The sequence below is a fragment of the Vibrio sp. 1CM23M genome, assembly GCF_023161755.1.
In the GTDB taxonomy this organism is placed as follows: domain Bacteria; phylum Pseudomonadota; class Gammaproteobacteria; order Enterobacterales; family Vibrionaceae; genus Vibrio; species Vibrio coralliirubri.
Map to the genome: position 1 here is coordinate 396,856 of NZ_JALNTR010000001.1, position 15,820 is coordinate 412,675.

Here is a 15,820-nt window from a genome sequence, read left to right on the forward strand (position 1 = left end):
CTAGCGGGGCTTTCTTTTCAATATTGTCTTTCTTGCCGATTGGGCTTAACTCATAACAGATTCGGTCGAGTTGGTCGTCAACATCATGCACTGGTTAGGCTCAACCTTAACGGTTAACTCCTTTCCGACACAGTCGAACACCTCTCCAGACAACAAATCGGTCACTGCGCCAGTCCAATTTAATGAGGCTGTTTTGCTTCGCTTCGACTTGTTGATCACCACAATGCCTTTATCACCACGGACAAACACCAACAAATCATCATTCGCTTCAACCACACGCATCGCTTCGCCATGAACATGGTTATGGAATTGAATCATGCTTTTCATGTAAGGCGCTTGCCAGTCGTTAAGCCAACGAGGCTGACCACTCTTGTCCAGAATACCGCTGGTGCTCAGTTCACTGTAAACAAGCGGCACACCGCCGTCTCGACCAAGAATGAAAGCATGAGCCAATCGCTCATCCACTTCATCCATCACATGCTCCAAAAACACCTCGTTGTTTGGAATATCATGAGTGACCGCAAACGTGATCGCTCGCATGTTCGACAGAGCCTGACCAAAACAGTAGGGGTTAATCAAAGACTTAAAGCTACCCTGCTCTTCAAATGCTTTGAAGATGGTGTTGAACAACGGGAAATCGTACGCCCCTAAACGAGTGTGTTTAAGGTAAGGCTCAAGGAACAGCTCATACTCTTCTTCTGTCGCACCGCCATCGGTAATGATCTCACCGAAGATGTGCATTTCTTCGCAGATGTCATCAGTCCACACTTTGCGTAGGTGTGCCAGTGTCATATGCTTTGCCGCATCAATGCGAAATCCTTTTACACCAATGGCTTTCAGTGCTTTTAGGTAGGCTCTTTGTTGTGCCACCACATTATCGTTATCTAGCAGCGTTGGCAGGCCAGGATCGCTCGCGCCACCGGTAATACGCCCGTTTTGCACTTCCCAAGTGTCTTTCCAGTTCTTGATGCCAAACGCTTCCACGAAGTCGTTCTCATCAAATAAAGGCTCAGAAAGGTCACCAAACAAACGTATGGATTCATAATAATCAGCATCTTTTTGATAAGACGCCATGTCTTGCTGATTTGGGTACGTTAGATCACCGCGGATACCCGATTCGTTGGCCATGTGGTTAAAAACGACATCTACATAAGTACGAAGCCCGTGTTGCTTTAACGTGTTCACCATCGCAGTGAAGTCTTGCGTGTCACCAAGTTGATTATCGATCACACGGTAATCTTGGGGCTGATAACGTTGCCACCATTGGGTGCCAGAATTTCGGTCGCAACCTTTAGGGCCGCGCAGCGATTTCATCGCCGGTGATACTAAAACAGATTTATAACCCAACTCTTGGATCAGTTGGGCGTTCTTCATTACGTCAGCGTAGCACCAGTCAAAGGCATGCAATATGACATCTGTCGCTGGGTTGCTTAACATAGCTGAACTCTCCATGTTGTTCTCCTACCAAACTCGTTTACAGCTTTCTAGATAAATACAAAGGCTAAAAGGCAAAGCTGCATAAATTTCCTTAAGAATGGTATTTATTATATGAGTTACTCATTAAAACCCCTCATCCTCCCACCGATTAGTCACGGCGGATAGTTAAGGGCGTAGCGCCAATTATCGCATAACGTCTGGGATGAACACTCAACCGTGGTGCTTTAAAATGCGCAAAAAAGTCACAAAAAAGGAGCGTATATACGCTCCTTTTATTCAATCTAACACATATTTATGACTAAGTTCTGTAAAGAACCTTCACCACATGCCAACCGAATTTTGTTTTCACAAGGTGTGGTACAAGCGTCTCGCCAGAGAAACAAACCTTATCAAACTGAGGCACCATTTGACCTTTTTTGAACTCACCTAGGTCGCCGCCCTTCTTACCAGATGGACAGGTTGAATGTTTCTTCGCTAGCGTTTGAAATTTAGCGCCCTTTTTAAGCTGCGTCATGATGTCTTCTGCTAGTTCTTTATGCTTTACCAAAATATGAAGCGCTGCTGCTGTTCTTGCCATGATAATTCTCAGTTTGTTGCTGCCAATTTACTTACGACGATAGCTTAGAACATCGCTAATGAACTGACTGTTGTAAATCTGTTTTCCGCTAACGTCTTATCGACATAAATTCATCGACAGCCAGCGTTTAGCGTGATTTTAACCCAAGAACCGCTATTCTTCACTCTATAACCGAAAACAACTGCCTTAAAGGCCATTAAAAACCGTATCGCTACTTGCTGCGGCTTCCATTTCCCTTTAAATTAATCCTTATAAATTAAGCGTGTATTAAGTAGGAGCCACTTATGGCCAAACCGATCAGTAAAGCGAGTCAGTCACAGGGAATGTTGATGTTCAAGTTATCCCTCACTCAAAGTTTTGCGATTGGCACGCTTAAGGTCAGAGAAATCGTCCCTTTTCAGCCGATGACTCAGATCCCCTACTCCCATCATCACGTGATTGGTACAGTGACTATCCGCGACCTTACAGTTCCAGTTATTGATATGTCCGCTGCGATTGGCTTCCGTCCGATAACACCCGCTGAATACCAAGATTGTGTACTCATCGTGACTGATTGTTTAAGAACAGTTGTGGCGTTCTTGGTTCGTTCGATTGATAAAATTATTGAATGCGACTGGAAGAGTATTGAATCTCCACCCACCAGTGTAGGTCGCAATGTGTTTGTTACCGGTATTACACGTTTCGAAGACCGTATTGTGCAAATGCTCGACGTGGAACTGCTGCTTTCTAAGATCTACCCAGCGTATGAGAATGCGCATATCCCGATGCTGACCGATATAGAAAGGGAACGCCTCAAAGCGTTGAACATCTTATTAGTGGATGACTCTTTGATTGCACGTAAACAGTTATCTGATGCTTTAGACAGCATCAACATCCCTTACAGCATATGTAACAACGGCTTAGATGCCATCGACCTGATGCGACGCCAAGCCAGCGCTGGCAATGCCATTGATCTTCTGGTGAGTGATATCGAGATGCCGGGATTAGATGGTTATGAGCTTGCATTTGAAGTGCAAAACGACAGCGCTTTAAGTCACGCTTACTGTATTTTGCATACCTCACTGTCCAGTGAAATCTGTGTCGACCGTGCCAATCAGGTGGGGGCGCATGAAGCGCTTGAGAAGTTCAACGCGGGTGAATTAATCGAAGCTATGCTACGCGGTGCAAAAGTCTTAAACGGCGCCTCTACGGCTGCTTAGGCTCTGTTTTAGAAGCTAAACCTAGCATAGTGCTCAATGGTTTAGCTTCTTAGTCTCTTCTTTCTTCAAATCTTAATAAGAATAGAGCTAACCGTTAGTCTTTATTTTCTGGCATAGACTTTTTCGGCATAGAGTAGCTCTTACTCACAAATTCCACTTCCTCGACTTCATTGACATGATTGGTAAAAGAGGCCAATGCATAGAGAGTGTTCGCGACTAAGTTGGCGTATTTGAAAAGAATCGGGTCTGGCGACTTTTTACTTTCATGATGTTCAATACTCACCAAAGCTCGCACAACTTTCTTAGCCTGACAACGACACAAGTGAAGTTCACTAGACACTCGGTGCCCACCGGGTAAGACAAAACCTTTAAAACCACCTTCTAGCTGCTCACGGATACGATGATAGTCTTGCTTGAGCTCGACCAATTCAGACTCGGTGATGGCAAGCTTACCGCGCACAGAGCCATTCAAATGGTAGATGTTTGGCTGCAAGCGTTGCAGGATCTCACGAACCTGAGGCTCTTGCTCTAAAGACAACACTAATCCAACTCGGCAACAAAGTTCATCCGACAAAATCTCAAAATCACAGATAGGACTGTCTTCATAGATAAACGGATAACAAAACTCGTCCCAATCTCGACTTACTGGTTTCACGTACCGATCCTTACACATAAATAGTTATCAAACGCCAATATACCAAACTCTTTGATTTAGACATAAAAAAGCCCTCACATTGGAGGGCTCCTGAAGAAATCGGTTAAACGAGATTACTCATTAGATACTTTTTTGTGGCCTTCTTGTAGGTGAACGAAGTCCACCAGATCGTCGCCTGACACTTGGTATGCTTGACCAAAGCCTTTAACGAACAGGCCATTCTCTGCTTTAAGGTTGAACAGAGAGAAGTCTTGCAGTTGGCTCAAACCATCAATGATTTCACCAAAACGCTCTTGCATCTGGCCGATCACTTGAGTCCAAAGCTCTGTTTCACGCTCTACAACACTCGCTTGTGCATCAAACGTTAAACGTTTACGTGCGTAAAGTTGCTTCGAGCTCTCTTCGTCTTCAATCATCATCAAAGAGACCTGAGGGTTCGCTTTCAAGTTACGAGCATGACGAGCAATATCAGAAATTAGAACAAAGTAACCTTCTTGGTTCTGAACGAAAGGTGCGTAACTTACGTTCGGGCGACCTTCTTCATCAACCGTTGCAAGTTGAAGGGTACGGCGCTCTTGGCGAAACTCTTTGATTTCTGGACCTAGGCGACCTTGTAGACGTTCTTGTTTTACTTGCTGTTCCATGGGTAATTCCTTTCTTCACTTTCTCTGATTTATTATTTTTGCCCGAGGTTGAGCGATCATTAGCGAACTAAACGATCCTCGAGCATTGATGTCTTGTTTAAGCCAGTTGGCAACCCTATGTCAGATTGCTGCTGATTATTTACTATTGACTGAACTTAAGCTTGTTCTTTTAGCGCTTTGAAGCGTTCTACTTGGTCGGCAATAAGCTCACGCTTTTCGTTGCGGCCTAGGTAAATCTTAAAAATGTTCTCGCCGGTTTCACTGAAGAAGCCGAAGTAATGGCTTTCACGACCCATGAACGCCTTGCTCACCAAACCGATATGTTTAACGTTATCCAGTTTTAGGTGGCCATGAAGCTCGCCCTCTTTGCCCATCAGATTGTAGTAACCACGCGCTACTTTACCTTTCGGGAATGGTGCTTTTACTTCAAAGATAGAACCAAATGAATGCACGATAGTGGTCACAGGGCCCCAACCCACTAAACCTTCTAGAATCTCCTGAGCACGGCTGCCATCTAGCATTACCGCCATGTCGTTTGGAAAAGCAGCAACCACTTCAACTTCTGAAACACCTAGCTTCTCAGCAATTGCTGTTGGCAGTAGTTTTGGCTCTTCTTCTAAAATTAGAGCTACGCGTTGTTCTAGAGTTTCTGTCATTTCTAATGTTGTATCTGTCATTGAATATGTTCCGTATAAACGAGTAATTTACGTAAGTTATAAACTAAAAATTCGATATTAAGCGTGCTTCAAACTTGCATGCGGGTGTACGCCCGAACCTGACGCTTTAGGCGCTGGGTGCATAGCTTGATATTCAGCGTTAAGCACTTGAATTACACTCTGCGCTAGGCTTACCGCCCAAAAACTGCCGGCAATAGTCAGGCTCAGATAATCTTCCGAAAGCTCAACCAAACCGTTTTTTTCCCAATGCGCGAACAAAGGCTTAAGGTAGTCGAACGTGTCTTGCCCCATAAAGCTCGGTAGCGTACTTCTTCTAACAACACCAGAATCGAAACCTGCCTTTAATGTTGAGAAGATAGGCTCTAATGAACTTTGCTTAGTCATCATGGCAATAGGTAATTGACCTTGCTTTATAGACTCCATGTAGCTATCTAAAGTTCGATGCTGCATTACACCATGGCCACCGATGTTGCCACCAGCACCACAACCAATGGGTAGAACTTCGGCATAAGTTTTCGCTAAGCTGTTGTAAATGCTTCGTTCGCGGTTATCACGAGTCCAGTGGTTTACGCTCAGTTGCTTGACCTTATTTTTTGCCATGAACTCCACACCCGCCAAATACATGCTCGCCTTATCTGGCGTATTCGCAGGTGGTGGGATTTTTCCTTTCTCAACAAGATTAAGCATAGGTGCATTGCCCGCTACAATCAGTTGGTAGAGGTCAATGCCGTGCGCGCCAGTAGACATGTAGTCTTCTAAATCTTGCTGGAACACTTCCATAGATTGGTGTGGTAATCCGTATAGCAGATCAAGAACGATTGGCGCTTGCTCGGTACGGCTCAGTGAACTGATACGTTCTAGCACAACCTCTCGGTCATCTAGGCGCTTAGCACTACGTCGAACTTGAGTATTGAAACTTTGAATACCGAATGAGAAACGATTGAAGCCACCTTCAAGCGCACGATCAAACATCTCGTCACCAAATCGATTGATGCGCCCTTCCAATGTCATCTCAACATCGTTTGCTAGTGGGAAATATTGACGAATCGCTTTACCCAGCTGTTCAACTTGCTGAGGTGACAAATCGGTGGGTGTTCCGCCACCAATATAGACGGCGTGAAATAGTCCAGACTGAGCCCAAGGCGTTTTGGCTTTCTGCTTTAGCTCGACCATCAGTGCATCGAAATACTCATCCACTAATTTACGGCTTGCGGCATTTTGGAAGAAATTGCAGAACGTACAACGCACACGACAGAAAGGAATGTGGATATACAAGCAACGCTTATCCTGTTTTTTCCCTTCACTCAGCATCAGTTCGTCAAAGAGTTCTAACTTCTTACTGGGGTCGACCGGAATTGAACTTCCTCCGGCATGTGCAGAATGCTTTTTCGCAAACGCAAAACGAAGCGGATCAGGGCTAGAAATGCCCAAGATTGATTCGTCAAATTTATAAATATTAAGACTCATATAATCTCTCTAAACACTTACATAGCAAAGTCTGGAAGACTATTCGCTAAAAACTGAGAGAATCATAAATACACGCAAATGATAATGCAATTGATAATTGATCTTATTTAGATTCTAAGCAATAATCCGATACAGAATTTTGATTTGGTAAAGGATTGATTGTGAACGTTCCTAGATATGTTATTGCAGGCGGTGCATCGTTAGTGATTCATGCCGCGTTGTTGTTTGTCGCTCAAGAATCCAAAGTATTTGCGATGCCTGCAGGTAGCCAATCGAACACGGTATCGATCAACTTCACTCCTAAGAGCGTTCCTTCACAAGCTCAGCAAAAAACAATCACAGAGCCAGTTGAACCAGAACCAGTAAAAGAAGCCGTCTCACAAGCTGAACCTAAACCAGTCGAACCAAAAACAGTTGAGCCAAAGCAAGCTAAGCCAACTCCAAAGAAAAAAGCGATCGCCAATAAGCCTCAACCAAAGAAAGTAGAAAAAAAGGTTGTTGAAAAGAAAGTTGAGAAGAAGCCGGTTCAAAAGAAACCTGTGACTGAGAAAAAGGTGGTGAAGAAAGAACGCCCAGAACCAGCACCACAACCAGAGAAGCTAGCCGACAAGAAAGTCGATAAGAATATGGACGAATCTGCCAACCAGCCTCAGGAAGTAAACCAAGGCGTATCAAACCAAGAGCCAGTTTTGGTCACTAAACCTTCGTTCTCTGCGCGTCCTACCCCACCGAATTACCCTCGCCAAGCAAGACGCCGTGGCGTTGAAGGTGTCGCGACTTATGAGATCTGGCTAGACGCTGAAGGCAAACAAATTAAACAAGCATTAGTAAATTCATCAGGCGCGCTAATGCTCGATAACGCCGCATTAGATGCCATTAAACAATGGAAATTCTCTCCTCACACTGTCAACGGTCGAGCGATTGCTCACCGAGTACAAATACCTGTTCGTTTTAGGTTGGATTAATCATGCAACAAATCAGTTACTTACAAGATCAACTTGGCTTAATGACTTGGCCTCTTCTTATCTGTTCAGCATTAACAGCAATGATCATCGCTGAACGTGTCTTCCAAGTCATGCTCAGCATTGGTGTGGGCAAACGTGCCATTCGTCGTGAGCTTAACCAAATTTCACCAACCAACAGTAAAGAAATTGAAGCGCTTGCTCAGTCGATTTCAGGTAAACGCCCGCTACTGTACAAGGGCGTGTCAATGTTGCTTGCTCACCACTCTTTCTCAAAAGGGTTACGAGAAGATGCCGCTGGGATCTGGCTACAAGAAAAACGCCACCAGCTTCATGCAGGTTTAAGACTGCTTGGTTTGATCGGCGTGATCAGCCCACTCATCGGCTTGCTTGGTACGGTACTTGGTCTTATTGAGATGTTTAAAGGCGTTGCCGCGACAACAGGCAGCATTACTCCTAATGACTTGGCAGACGGTCTTGGATTAGCAATGCGAACCACAGCTGCGGGTTTGATGATTGCACTTCCAGCTATTTCAGGTGCTCAGCTACTAGGGTTATGGGCCGATCGAGTGCTGGCTCAATTGGAGCATACATTGAACTATGTGAATGTGTGGCTAGAAGGCATGTCGATTCAAACCAATCAGTCTGATGATACTCAAGGCAAGCCTGTCAACAAATCTTCTATCGGTGATGTGAGCCAAGCATGATTAAAACGCCCCACTCATCTCACACACAGAGCCTAGCGCCGGACTTAACACCGCTGCTCGACATCATTTTTATCGTGATGGTTTTTCTATTGCTTACGGCATCGGTAAAGCTGGAATCGCTAGAAGTTGAGCTGCCAAGTTCGGATGTCAAAAACGTTTCTGAAGTCCACAAGGATTCGATTAGCGTCAATATTTTAGACCGTGAACCCTACTGGGCAATTAACGGCCAAGAATACATCGACTGGGAAAACTTCAAAATTGCCCTGTTAGAAGAGACTGGTTCAACGGATAAAAAGCCGATCATCATTGGTGCAGACAAAGCCGCCAACGTTGAAAACTTAGTGAAGTTGCTGTCATTCCTTCAAGAGAACGGAATACCAGCGACTCAGCTGCTCACGGACGATGGCTAGAACAATACTCAATTTCTATGAGGCCTAGCGTTTATGAAATTTAGCTCCTGATAGCTAAGACCAAATAGACAGAACTAAGCCTCTCTATCGATTCGAACTCACAATGCGAACGGACTGCTCACTGAGTATCTTCGCGATACAAAAAGAAAATATAAAGAACTTATTATGAACAACTTAAACGTGCTCAATAAATTAAAGACTAAGACACATCTCCTTTCAGTTGCCGCTATGAGCTTGGCACTTAGCGCACCCGTAATGGCCAACGATGCTGAACAACCTCGAATCATCAGTGCTGGCAGTGCCGTTACTGAATTGGTTTTGGCATTAGGTGCTGAAGAGCAGCTAGTCGCGATTGATGTAACCAGCCACTTTCCTCAAGCAGAAAACCTGCCAAAGATTGGTTATCACCGAAATCTGTCTGCGGAAGGCTTACTTGCCCTAGAACCGACCACGTTGATTGGCTCAGATGAAATGGGACCAGACAACGCGATTTCTCAATTGAAATCGGCGGGTGTCGATGTAGAGATCGTCAACACTGAAGCAAACGTTGAAGGGCTGTTAAAGCGTATCGACCAAATCGCCAAGATAACCCATACCGAAGCACACTCACAGCAAGTTAAAGCCGAAGTAAATCAGAAAATTGCTGCACTGAAAGCGAACCAAGTACCAAGTAACGAAGCGAAGAAAGTACTTTTCCTATTGCTGCACGAAGGTCGCCCTGCGAACGTTGCCGGTGGTGAGACTTCACCAAACGCGATCATTGAGTTAGCTGGCGGTATCAACCCTGCAGCTCAAAGCCTAACGTCTTACAAGCCACTGTCGATGGAATCACTGGTAGAAATGCAGCCAGATGTGATTTTAGTCAGTGGTCGTAGCTACCAGAAAATGGGCGGTGCTGATGCCATCCTGAAATCGCTACCTATGTTAGCGGCGACTCCTGCAGGTATGAACAAGCAAATCATTACCGTAAATGGCAGTGCTTTGGTTGGCGGGCTTGGTCTCGAGAGCCTTTCAGAAGCTAAGCGATTAAACGCTCTTATCTATCCGCTATAACTTATCTACCCGCTATAACGCGACTACCCTATTTTTACTGTTGCTAGTTCAATGCCCGTCACCAGCCTACTTTCGCTAATGTTGGTAATGGATATTGAAGTTAGCAGCGGACATTGAGGCCCTTTATGTTGTTACGATCCGTCCCGCTGAAAACATCGATGTTAGGCCTAGGTGCTACCCTAGTCTTCGTCGCACTGTTTTCAATCACCGTTGGGCCAATGAACATTAGCTTGGCTGACAGCGCAGCGAGCTTACTCCAGCCAAACAATGACTTGGCTCCCCACATCAACTTAGTGATTCAAGAGATTCGCTTACCTCGAACCATTTTGTGCATGTTGATTGGTGCGATTCTCGCGTTATGTGGTGCTGTTATGCAGGGCCTATTTCGAAACCCGCTTGCTGAGCCTGGGATCATCGGTGTGTCTGCTGGGGCGGCGCTAGGTGCAGCACTGGCCATCGTACTTTTCTCTGAGCTATCGCTTCAATACCCTGCTTTCATGAACTTTGCTGCGGTTCCTGTGTTCGCTTTTCTTGGCGGCGCTTTAACCACGCTGCTGGTGTATAAGCTGGGTACAGGTAAATTCGGCACCTCTGTCACCATCATGTTGTTGGCGGGTGTGGCGATCAGTGCGCTCTCTGGCGCAGGTATTGGCTTCTTGAATTTCATTGCTGATGACCAAATGCTGCGCGATCTTTCATTGTGGTCGATGGGTTCATTGGCAGGCGCTAAGTGGTCAGGGATTTTGCTGGCAGCTGTCACGCTCGTTGGCTTGTTTGTTGTTTTCTACCGCCAAGCGATGTCTCTAAATGCTCTATTACTGGGCGAGTCAGAAGCGCAACACCTTGGTATCCCAGTACAGAAGTTGAAACGAAAGCTGATTCTACTGACTGCCGCAGGCGTTGGTATCACGGTTAGCCTATCTGGCATGATTGGTTTTATTGGATTGGTTATCCCACATTTAGGTCGCATGTTAGCGGGCCCTGACCACCGAGTTCTGTTGCCACTATCAGCGGTACTAGGCGCACTGCTGCTAACCGCCGCAGACATGTTCTCACGCGTGGTACTTGCTCCGGCTGAACTTCCTGTTGGTATTGTCACTGCGATTATCGGCGCCCCATTCTTCTTGTATCTACTATTTCAACAGAAAGGGAGAATCCTTTAATGTTTCCTTCAGCTTTAAAAGCGACCGATATCGAAGTGAAGTTCGGCAGTAAAGTGATATTAGATGGCGTTTCTATTGAGATTGAAGCGGGAAAGGTAACCACACTGCTTGGGCCAAATGGCGCAGGTAAAAGCACGCTGCTTAAAGCTTTGTGCCAAGAGATATCAAGCAACGGCGATATCCAGTATTTTGGACACACCAAAGACAAGTGGCCTTCTCAAAAGTTAGCTAAGCACCTTGCTATGCTTCCTCAACACAGCACATTGACCTTCCCATTCTTGGCTCATGAAGTTGTCGAGCTTGGTGGGATTCCTCTGCAAGAATCCAACAAGAAGCTGACCAGCATTGCTAGCCAAAAAATGGATGTTGCTGATGTGACTCACTTGAGTGAAAGGCTTTATCCTTCACTATCAGGCGGTGAAAAGCAGCGAGTGCACTTGGCTCGAGTGTTAACTCAGCTTCACCACTCTGGTGACCAATGTATTTTGATGCTTGATGAACCAACGTCTGCACTGGATCTTGCCCACCAGCACAACACCTTAAAGATTGCGAGAGAATTGGCCGACAACCACAATGCCGCGGTTATCGTAGTTTTGCATGATCTCAACTTAGCCGCGCAGTATTCCGATCGATTGGTGGTATTGAAAGATGGCAATTTGGTGTGTGATGGCAAGCCTTGGGATGCGCTGAAACCTTCGATGATAGAAGATGTGTATGGTTACAAAAGTATCGTAGAAAAACACCCAACCATGAGTTTCCCTCAGGTTCACCCCGCACAATAAGTCAGATTAAGGAGCGACTCGTTTTGAGTATTCGTTCTTGATAACAATGACGTAATTCTAAGCCTCGATTTGTTCGGGGCTTTTTATTGGCTCACAGCCACTCTCTCGGCTTAAACTCAATTTTATTAATAACCACAAAAGCAAGCACCAAAACGACTCACCTTGAGCATTTGAGGCTCTAGAAATGAACTCTACTTGTTAGGGTTACTTAGCTTTTAACACTGAAGAGAAAAACAAGCCGCGGGCGTAAGCATATAAAAAGAAAAGAAATAACATCATTCAGCATCAATCAGCAAACAGCAAACAGCAACATCGGTGTGGGATTGAGAGAAAAACGCACAAGAAGTGAAACTGCAGGCACAAAAAAAGCCCCCGCAGGAGCTTCTTTTATTGAGTGCTAATTATTGGCTCATACGAATCAATGATTTACCAATCAACCACTCTAGTTCTTTACCGCTAGTATCGCCAAACTGAGTTTCAGTCAGCTTGTATAGACGATCAATACCGTTTGCAGCGAACTCATGTGCGCTCTCAGCAGTAACGATATGATGGAAAAGTAAACGTAAGATTGCTAGGAACTCAGCGTCTTCAAGTGCTGCAACCCAGCTTGCTGAAAATGCGTCAAGGCCATTTTCGAAGTCAATGTGTTCCATGAACATCTTGAAAATACGACCGTCTAGAGCAGCAGTAAAATCCGTTTTCTTTGGAAAGTGATGACTTATACCTGTACGAGAAACACCCGTTTGCTGACTCAACGTCGTGTATGACATCTTGTCGTAACCCAATCTTAGTAGCTGGTCTACAACGGCATCCATGATTTTCTGGATCGTGATTTCTGTATCTTCTTTACTACGCTTTGGCATATTCAGGCTCTTCTCTTTGTAAATCCATCTAACTCAATCAAATGAAGTCAGAATGAAAATCGTTATCAGCATTATGTGAGCAAGGTATTTTTTCGCAAGTATTTCCATTAAATACCAACAAATACTTTGTACGAACAATTTTACAGTGCTGCCTCTTTGGGCACTTTGTCTAATTATTCTTCGAAAGTCACCTTACCTCTCTAAGTGGTTAATCTAAAATAACAACTTAGAATATCAAATACCCAACAATAAATTCATTGTATAAATACCTATCAAGCAATAGATAGTCTTATAAAATTAGTTACGACGCAACTAACTGAATGATATTCTAACAAATTAATGACACTGCTTATCAACAAAACATGAGATAGATCACATACATATTTGGCGACGCGAATGTACACATTCATTTAACCCCTTCAACAAACAACATAGCATACCAGTACAAATTAGTTCAAAGATTTTAATTTTTGTAGATACAGTTCAAATTGCTCGTTAGAATAACCTCAGACTTTGTAAGAGGATTATTATTATGAGCCAAGATATTGGTAACAACGATGTATGTGAGGCTTGCGGCTGTGCAGGCGAAATCGGGTTCATCATTAAAGAAGGCGACGATGTTGCTGAAGTAACGGTTTACGGAAACTCAAAAGCACTTATTGAAGCTGAGTTTGCTAAGTACGTTGAACTTGCTAAACAAGTGTCTAGCAACGTTGAATTTGAAGCATCAGAGATGACTGAAGAAAGCACAGAGTTGCACGCTCGCTTCAAATTTGAAGTTAGCGCTGAGAAGATTATTTTTGAACTTAAGACTCGCTCTCTAGCGCGTTAATATAAGCATTTATATTCTTATTAAAAGACGAGTGAATTACTCGTCTTTTTTTAATTGAACCCAAGCCAGTGACCCATTTTGCTCAAAATCGTTTTCTGCAGCGCACTGAATCACTACCCCCCCCACCTCTAACACAGCCCCAATGCTATAAGCCTTATCATCGTAATAACAAACTCGTTGCTGTTGACCGCCTTGTGTCACCACCACCGCAGCTTTACCGGGCGTTGAAATTACTTTGTTGGCACTCGCAGACATTGAGCCAAACATTGAAGCGGCTATCAGAAAGACCTTAATAATTCGTATATTTACTCTAATCATCGATTTACCTATCATCTTTGCTCCATTCCTCGTTAATCTACCGCCAAATGGGTAAAACACTATGCGAGATTAATTTTTCCATTATAGTGTAAGCGTCTATCGTAATAAGAAGCCTGTTATGCTCAGAATAATTGCACTTATTATTGGTTCCTTAACCATAACAAATGTCAGTGCTGAACCACTCGATCACTATCAAATATTGAACCATCTCGATAATTACGGAAACTTATATCTACGAAATAAGCCTTATACATCACTTCCAACGGGCTTGGTGGTAGATGGTAATCTCAATATAGAGAATACTGCGATCACACGCCTGCCCAAAGGGTTAGAAGTGAACGGCAGCCTAAAAGGCTCTAACAGCCAACTCGCTCGAGTCCCGAGCGGGGTTAAGATAAAAGGTTACGTCGACTTGATTGGCAGCCAAATCACCAGCTGGCCAAGAGGCGTAAGAGTGGGTGGTTTTATCAACCTCACTGATACTCCACTTCAGAGGCTACCTAATGGCTTTAGAGTGAAAGGCGATCTGAGCGTGATTCGTACGCCTTTAACAGAACTACCAAACGGGATAATCATTGATGGTGACTTATATATAGGTGGTTCTGGGATCACAACGTTTCCCGATACCATGACAGTCAAAGGCAACATCTATCTAGGCGGCAACACTGTAACCACATGGCCAACCAACCTAGAACTCGGTGGCGCCGTCGCTCGATAGTTCAACCCAAACTTTAGGTCTTAAAAGCAGATGGTCAGCAACAAAAAAGGAGCCTAAGGCTCCTTTTTCAGTTCCATCAATGAACTCGTTTGCTAACACTCGTTAGCCGATATTCTTCACTGGGTTCGCATAGCTATCGATCAAGTATTGACGAGCGCCTTGTGGCAAAGTCGATAACTTCTCTTCAAACTCTTGCTTAACCGCAGCTGTAATCGACTCGTCTTCTCTTTCCGCTGCTAGCAAGTTAACTGGGAACAGCTTGTAGTTATCGTGGATCTGACGATCGATCTCTTCAGCAAGCGCTTCAGGCGTATCAAAATCTTGGTCGATAACCTGACCGAAGCCGACGTGAACGCGTCCTTTATTACCGATGATGCCTTGAATGATACTTTCGATATCTTCAAACTCACCCTTTTCGTAACTGCCGTTTACGTCTTTTTCGAAAAGCTCTATCGCTTTAGCTGTGTCACATGGGTCGTTCTCGTAAGAAATAGCCACAGGAACAATCTTTAATGACTTCACGTATTCAGGAAAAGCAATTTTTTGCTTACGTCCTTCAACATGGAACATCTTCAAGATAGCTGGCTCTGTAAAATCGTTACCGTCTTTAGCACGGCCTTCTTTTTGAGCGATCCAGATAGAGTTACCTGTCTCTAGAGAGTGCTTAATGTAAGAAGACAGTTGACCTAGCGCTTTCATCATTTCACGCGGCCCTTTCAAAGAGCGCTTAACGATGAAACTTTTGTTCAGACGCATCAATTCAGTCGCACATGGCTTCTTCAACAGGTTGTCGCCAATCGCGATGCGACAAGTCTGATGGTTATTTTGATGCAGAGCGTAATTTACTAACGCCGGATCCATAGCAATGTCACGATGGTTTGATACAAACAGGTAAGCTTGATTCGCATCCAGTGACTCTACACCTGTGTAAGTCACGCCGTTTGTGGTCTTAGCAAGCGTGTCGCGTAAGTACTTTTTCACTTCAATTTGAATGGATTCAACGCTGGTCAGCTTGCTCCACTTCATTTTTAAGTACACACGTAAAATAGGGCTCATTAATGCTTTGAACCAAGACGCATGGTTTGAAAAACGATAGTGCAAGATTGCACTGATAAATTCTTCATCATTAATAAGACGGTTTAGTGCCGCTGGAATTTCATCATCGCCGTAAGGACGAATATCAACATATGGATCGGTTGGAGAGGTCATTTTTTCATTCATATAATAAAAAGCTGGCTCATTCTACGCGTTGTTTTGACTTCTCGCAGCTACAGAGCCCATACTTTTGACAAGGTCAGACCAGAAACAGTGAAAATCCCCTGTTATTGTTGGCATTCTTTAAGATTAACGGTAATC

General features: G+C 44.3%; 18 protein-coding genes. 9 read left to right on the plus strand and 9 right to left on the minus strand.

Annotation, left to right across the window (positions count from 1 at the left end):
* Positions 1-45: 45 nt before the first annotated feature.
* Together MSG35_RS01640 and ppiC are read right to left on the minus strand one after the other, a co-directional pair.
* Entirely contained in the window at positions 46-1,452 is a 1,407-nt protein-coding gene (locus MSG35_RS01640) for an alpha-amylase family glycosyl hydrolase (protein WP_248382607.1), read from the minus strand.
* Between the two features lie 283 nt (positions 1,453-1,735).
* Positions 1,736-2,014, minus strand: a complete 279-nt coding sequence (gene ppiC, locus MSG35_RS01645) for a peptidylprolyl isomerase PpiC (protein WP_017062750.1) — start codon at positions 2,012-2,014, stop codon at positions 1,736-1,738.
* Between the two features lie 284 nt (positions 2,015-2,298).
* Here ppiC and MSG35_RS01650 point away from each other — a divergent pair, with 284 nt between their 5' ends.
* On the plus strand, positions 2,299-3,213 hold the full coding sequence (locus MSG35_RS01650; protein ID WP_248336089.1) for a chemotaxis protein: 915 nt from the start codon (positions 2,299-2,301) through the stop codon (positions 3,211-3,213).
* 94 nt (positions 3,214-3,307) lie between these two features.
* Here the strand turns inward: MSG35_RS01650 and MSG35_RS01655 are convergent, their stop codons facing one another.
* The 4 genes from MSG35_RS01655 to hutW all read right to left on the minus strand — a co-directional run bounded on the left by MSG35_RS01655 (position 3,308) and on the right by hutW (position 6,656).
* On the minus strand, positions 3,308-3,868 hold the full coding sequence (locus MSG35_RS01655; protein WP_248382608.1) for an ATP:cob(I)alamin adenosyltransferase: 561 nt from the start codon (positions 3,866-3,868) through the stop codon (positions 3,308-3,310).
* A gap of 113 nt (positions 3,869-3,981) precedes the next feature.
* On the minus strand, positions 3,982-4,512 hold the full coding sequence (hutZ, locus tag MSG35_RS01660; RefSeq protein ID WP_004731858.1) for a heme utilization protein HutZ: 531 nt from the start codon (positions 4,510-4,512) through the stop codon (positions 3,982-3,984).
* A gap of 155 nt (positions 4,513-4,667) precedes the next feature.
* Complete coding sequence (gene hutX / locus MSG35_RS01665) at positions 4,668-5,189, minus strand: heme utilization cystosolic carrier protein HutX (protein WP_016784265.1); 522 nt, start codon at positions 5,187-5,189, stop codon at positions 4,668-4,670.
* 57 nt (positions 5,190-5,246) lie between these two features.
* Positions 5,247-6,656 (minus strand): heme anaerobic degradation radical SAM methyltransferase ChuW/HutW, encoded by a 1,410-nt coding sequence (gene hutW / locus MSG35_RS01670; RefSeq protein ID WP_050643294.1) that lies wholly within the window; start codon positions 6,654-6,656, stop codon positions 5,247-5,249.
* 161 nt (positions 6,657-6,817) lie between these two features.
* On the opposite strand from hutW, the gene MSG35_RS01675 reads away from it, so the two are divergent.
* The 6 genes from MSG35_RS01675 to MSG35_RS01700 all read left to right on the plus strand — a co-directional run bounded on the left by MSG35_RS01675 (position 6,818) and on the right by MSG35_RS01700 (position 11,733).
* The gene (locus MSG35_RS01675; protein ID WP_248336090.1) at positions 6,818-7,621 is read left to right on the plus strand and encodes an energy transducer TonB; all 804 of its coding nucleotides are present in this window, start codon (positions 6,818-6,820) and stop codon (positions 7,619-7,621) included.
* Between the two features lie 2 nt (positions 7,622-7,623).
* Positions 7,624-8,325 carry a MotA/TolQ/ExbB proton channel family protein gene (locus MSG35_RS01680; RefSeq protein WP_048610699.1) on the plus strand — a complete coding sequence of 234 codons (702 nt, stop codon included), beginning with the start codon at positions 7,624-7,626 and terminating at the stop codon, positions 8,323-8,325.
* Positions 8,322-8,735 carry a biopolymer transporter ExbD gene (locus MSG35_RS01685; RefSeq protein WP_017062756.1) on the plus strand — a complete coding sequence of 138 codons (414 nt, stop codon included), beginning with the start codon at positions 8,322-8,324 and terminating at the stop codon, positions 8,733-8,735. The genes MSG35_RS01680 and MSG35_RS01685 overlap by 4 nt, the downstream gene beginning before the upstream one ends.
* Positions 8,736-8,900: 165 nt before the next feature.
* The gene (locus MSG35_RS01690; protein WP_248382609.1) at positions 8,901-9,788 is read left to right on the plus strand and encodes an ABC transporter substrate-binding protein; all 888 of its coding nucleotides are present in this window, start codon (positions 8,901-8,903) and stop codon (positions 9,786-9,788) included.
* Positions 9,789-9,913: 125 nt separating this feature from the next.
* Positions 9,914-10,951, plus strand: coding sequence for an iron ABC transporter permease (locus MSG35_RS01695; protein ID WP_048609731.1), 1,038 nt, complete (start codon positions 9,914-9,916; stop codon positions 10,949-10,951).
* On the plus strand, positions 10,951-11,733 hold the full coding sequence (locus MSG35_RS01700) for a heme ABC transporter ATP-binding protein (protein ID WP_017067953.1): 783 nt from the start codon (positions 10,951-10,953) through the stop codon (positions 11,731-11,733). The genes MSG35_RS01695 and MSG35_RS01700 overlap by 1 nt, the downstream gene beginning before the upstream one ends.
* Before the next feature lie 401 nt (positions 11,734-12,134).
* Here MSG35_RS01700 and MSG35_RS01705 read toward each other — a convergent pair whose 3' ends face one another.
* Positions 12,135-12,596: a TetR/AcrR family transcriptional regulator gene (locus MSG35_RS01705; RefSeq protein ID WP_004731875.1), complete on the minus strand. Its 462-nt coding sequence runs from the start codon at positions 12,594-12,596 to the stop codon at positions 12,135-12,137.
* Between the two features lie 532 nt (positions 12,597-13,128).
* On the opposite strand from MSG35_RS01705, the gene MSG35_RS01710 reads away from it, so the two are divergent.
* Complete coding sequence (locus MSG35_RS01710; protein WP_017062761.1) at positions 13,129-13,428, plus strand: YfcZ/YiiS family protein; 300 nt, start codon at positions 13,129-13,131, stop codon at positions 13,426-13,428.
* A gap of 36 nt (positions 13,429-13,464) precedes the next feature.
* Here the strand turns inward: MSG35_RS01710 and MSG35_RS01715 are convergent, their stop codons facing one another.
* Positions 13,465-13,761 carry a YnjH family protein gene (locus MSG35_RS01715; RefSeq protein ID WP_052878733.1) on the minus strand — a complete coding sequence of 99 codons (297 nt, stop codon included), beginning with the start codon at positions 13,759-13,761 and terminating at the stop codon, positions 13,465-13,467.
* Positions 13,762-13,864: 103 nt separating this feature from the next.
* Between MSG35_RS01715 and MSG35_RS01720 the strand changes: the two genes are divergently transcribed.
* Entirely contained in the window at positions 13,865-14,464 is a 600-nt protein-coding gene (locus MSG35_RS01720; protein ID WP_052878734.1) for a hypothetical protein, read from the plus strand.
* A 102-nt stretch (positions 14,465-14,566) separates the two neighbouring features.
* Here MSG35_RS01720 and MSG35_RS01725 read toward each other — a convergent pair whose 3' ends face one another.
* On the minus strand, positions 14,567-15,673 hold the full coding sequence (locus MSG35_RS01725) for a 1-acyl-sn-glycerol-3-phosphate acyltransferase (protein WP_052878796.1): 1,107 nt from the start codon (positions 15,671-15,673) through the stop codon (positions 14,567-14,569).
* Positions 15,674-15,820 lie beyond the last annotated feature (147 nt).

Coding starts and splice junctions, on each gene's coding strand:
- MSG35_RS01640 (WP_248382607.1), bottom strand. CDS start 1,452: ATGGAGAGTTCAGCTATGTTAAGCAACCCAGCGACAGATGTCATATTG.
- ppiC (WP_017062750.1), bottom strand. CDS start 2,014: ATGGCAAGAACAGCAGCAGCGCTTCATATTTTGGTAAAGCATAAAGAA.
- MSG35_RS01650 (WP_248336089.1), top strand. CDS start 2,299: ATGGCCAAACCGATCAGTAAAGCGAGTCAGTCACAGGGAATGTTGATG.
- hutZ (WP_004731858.1), bottom strand. CDS start 4,512: ATGGAACAGCAAGTAAAACAAGAACGTCTACAAGGTCGCCTAGGTCCA.
- hutX (WP_016784265.1), bottom strand. CDS start 5,189: ATGACAGATACAACATTAGAAATGACAGAAACTCTAGAACAACGCGTA.
- hutW (WP_050643294.1), bottom strand. CDS start 6,656: ATGAGTCTTAATATTTATAAATTTGACGAATCAATCTTGGGCATTTCT.
- MSG35_RS01680 (WP_048610699.1), top strand. CDS start 7,624: ATGCAACAAATCAGTTACTTACAAGATCAACTTGGCTTAATGACTTGG.
- MSG35_RS01685 (WP_017062756.1), top strand. CDS start 8,322: ATGATTAAAACGCCCCACTCATCTCACACACAGAGCCTAGCGCCGGAC.
- MSG35_RS01690 (WP_248382609.1), top strand. CDS start 8,901: ATGAACAACTTAAACGTGCTCAATAAATTAAAGACTAAGACACATCTC.
- MSG35_RS01695 (WP_048609731.1), top strand. CDS start 9,914: ATGTTGTTACGATCCGTCCCGCTGAAAACATCGATGTTAGGCCTAGGT.
- MSG35_RS01700 (WP_017067953.1), top strand. CDS start 10,951: ATGTTTCCTTCAGCTTTAAAAGCGACCGATATCGAAGTGAAGTTCGGC.
- MSG35_RS01705 (WP_004731875.1), bottom strand. CDS start 12,596: ATGCCAAAGCGTAGTAAAGAAGATACAGAAATCACGATCCAGAAAATC.
- MSG35_RS01710 (WP_017062761.1), top strand. CDS start 13,129: ATGAGCCAAGATATTGGTAACAACGATGTATGTGAGGCTTGCGGCTGT.
- MSG35_RS01715 (WP_052878733.1), bottom strand. CDS start 13,761: ATGATAGGTAAATCGATGATTAGAGTAAATATACGAATTATTAAGGTC.
- MSG35_RS01720 (WP_052878734.1), top strand. CDS start 13,865: ATGCTCAGAATAATTGCACTTATTATTGGTTCCTTAACCATAACAAAT.
- MSG35_RS01725 (WP_052878796.1), bottom strand. CDS start 15,673: ATGACCTCTCCAACCGATCCATATGTTGATATTCGTCCTTACGGCGAT.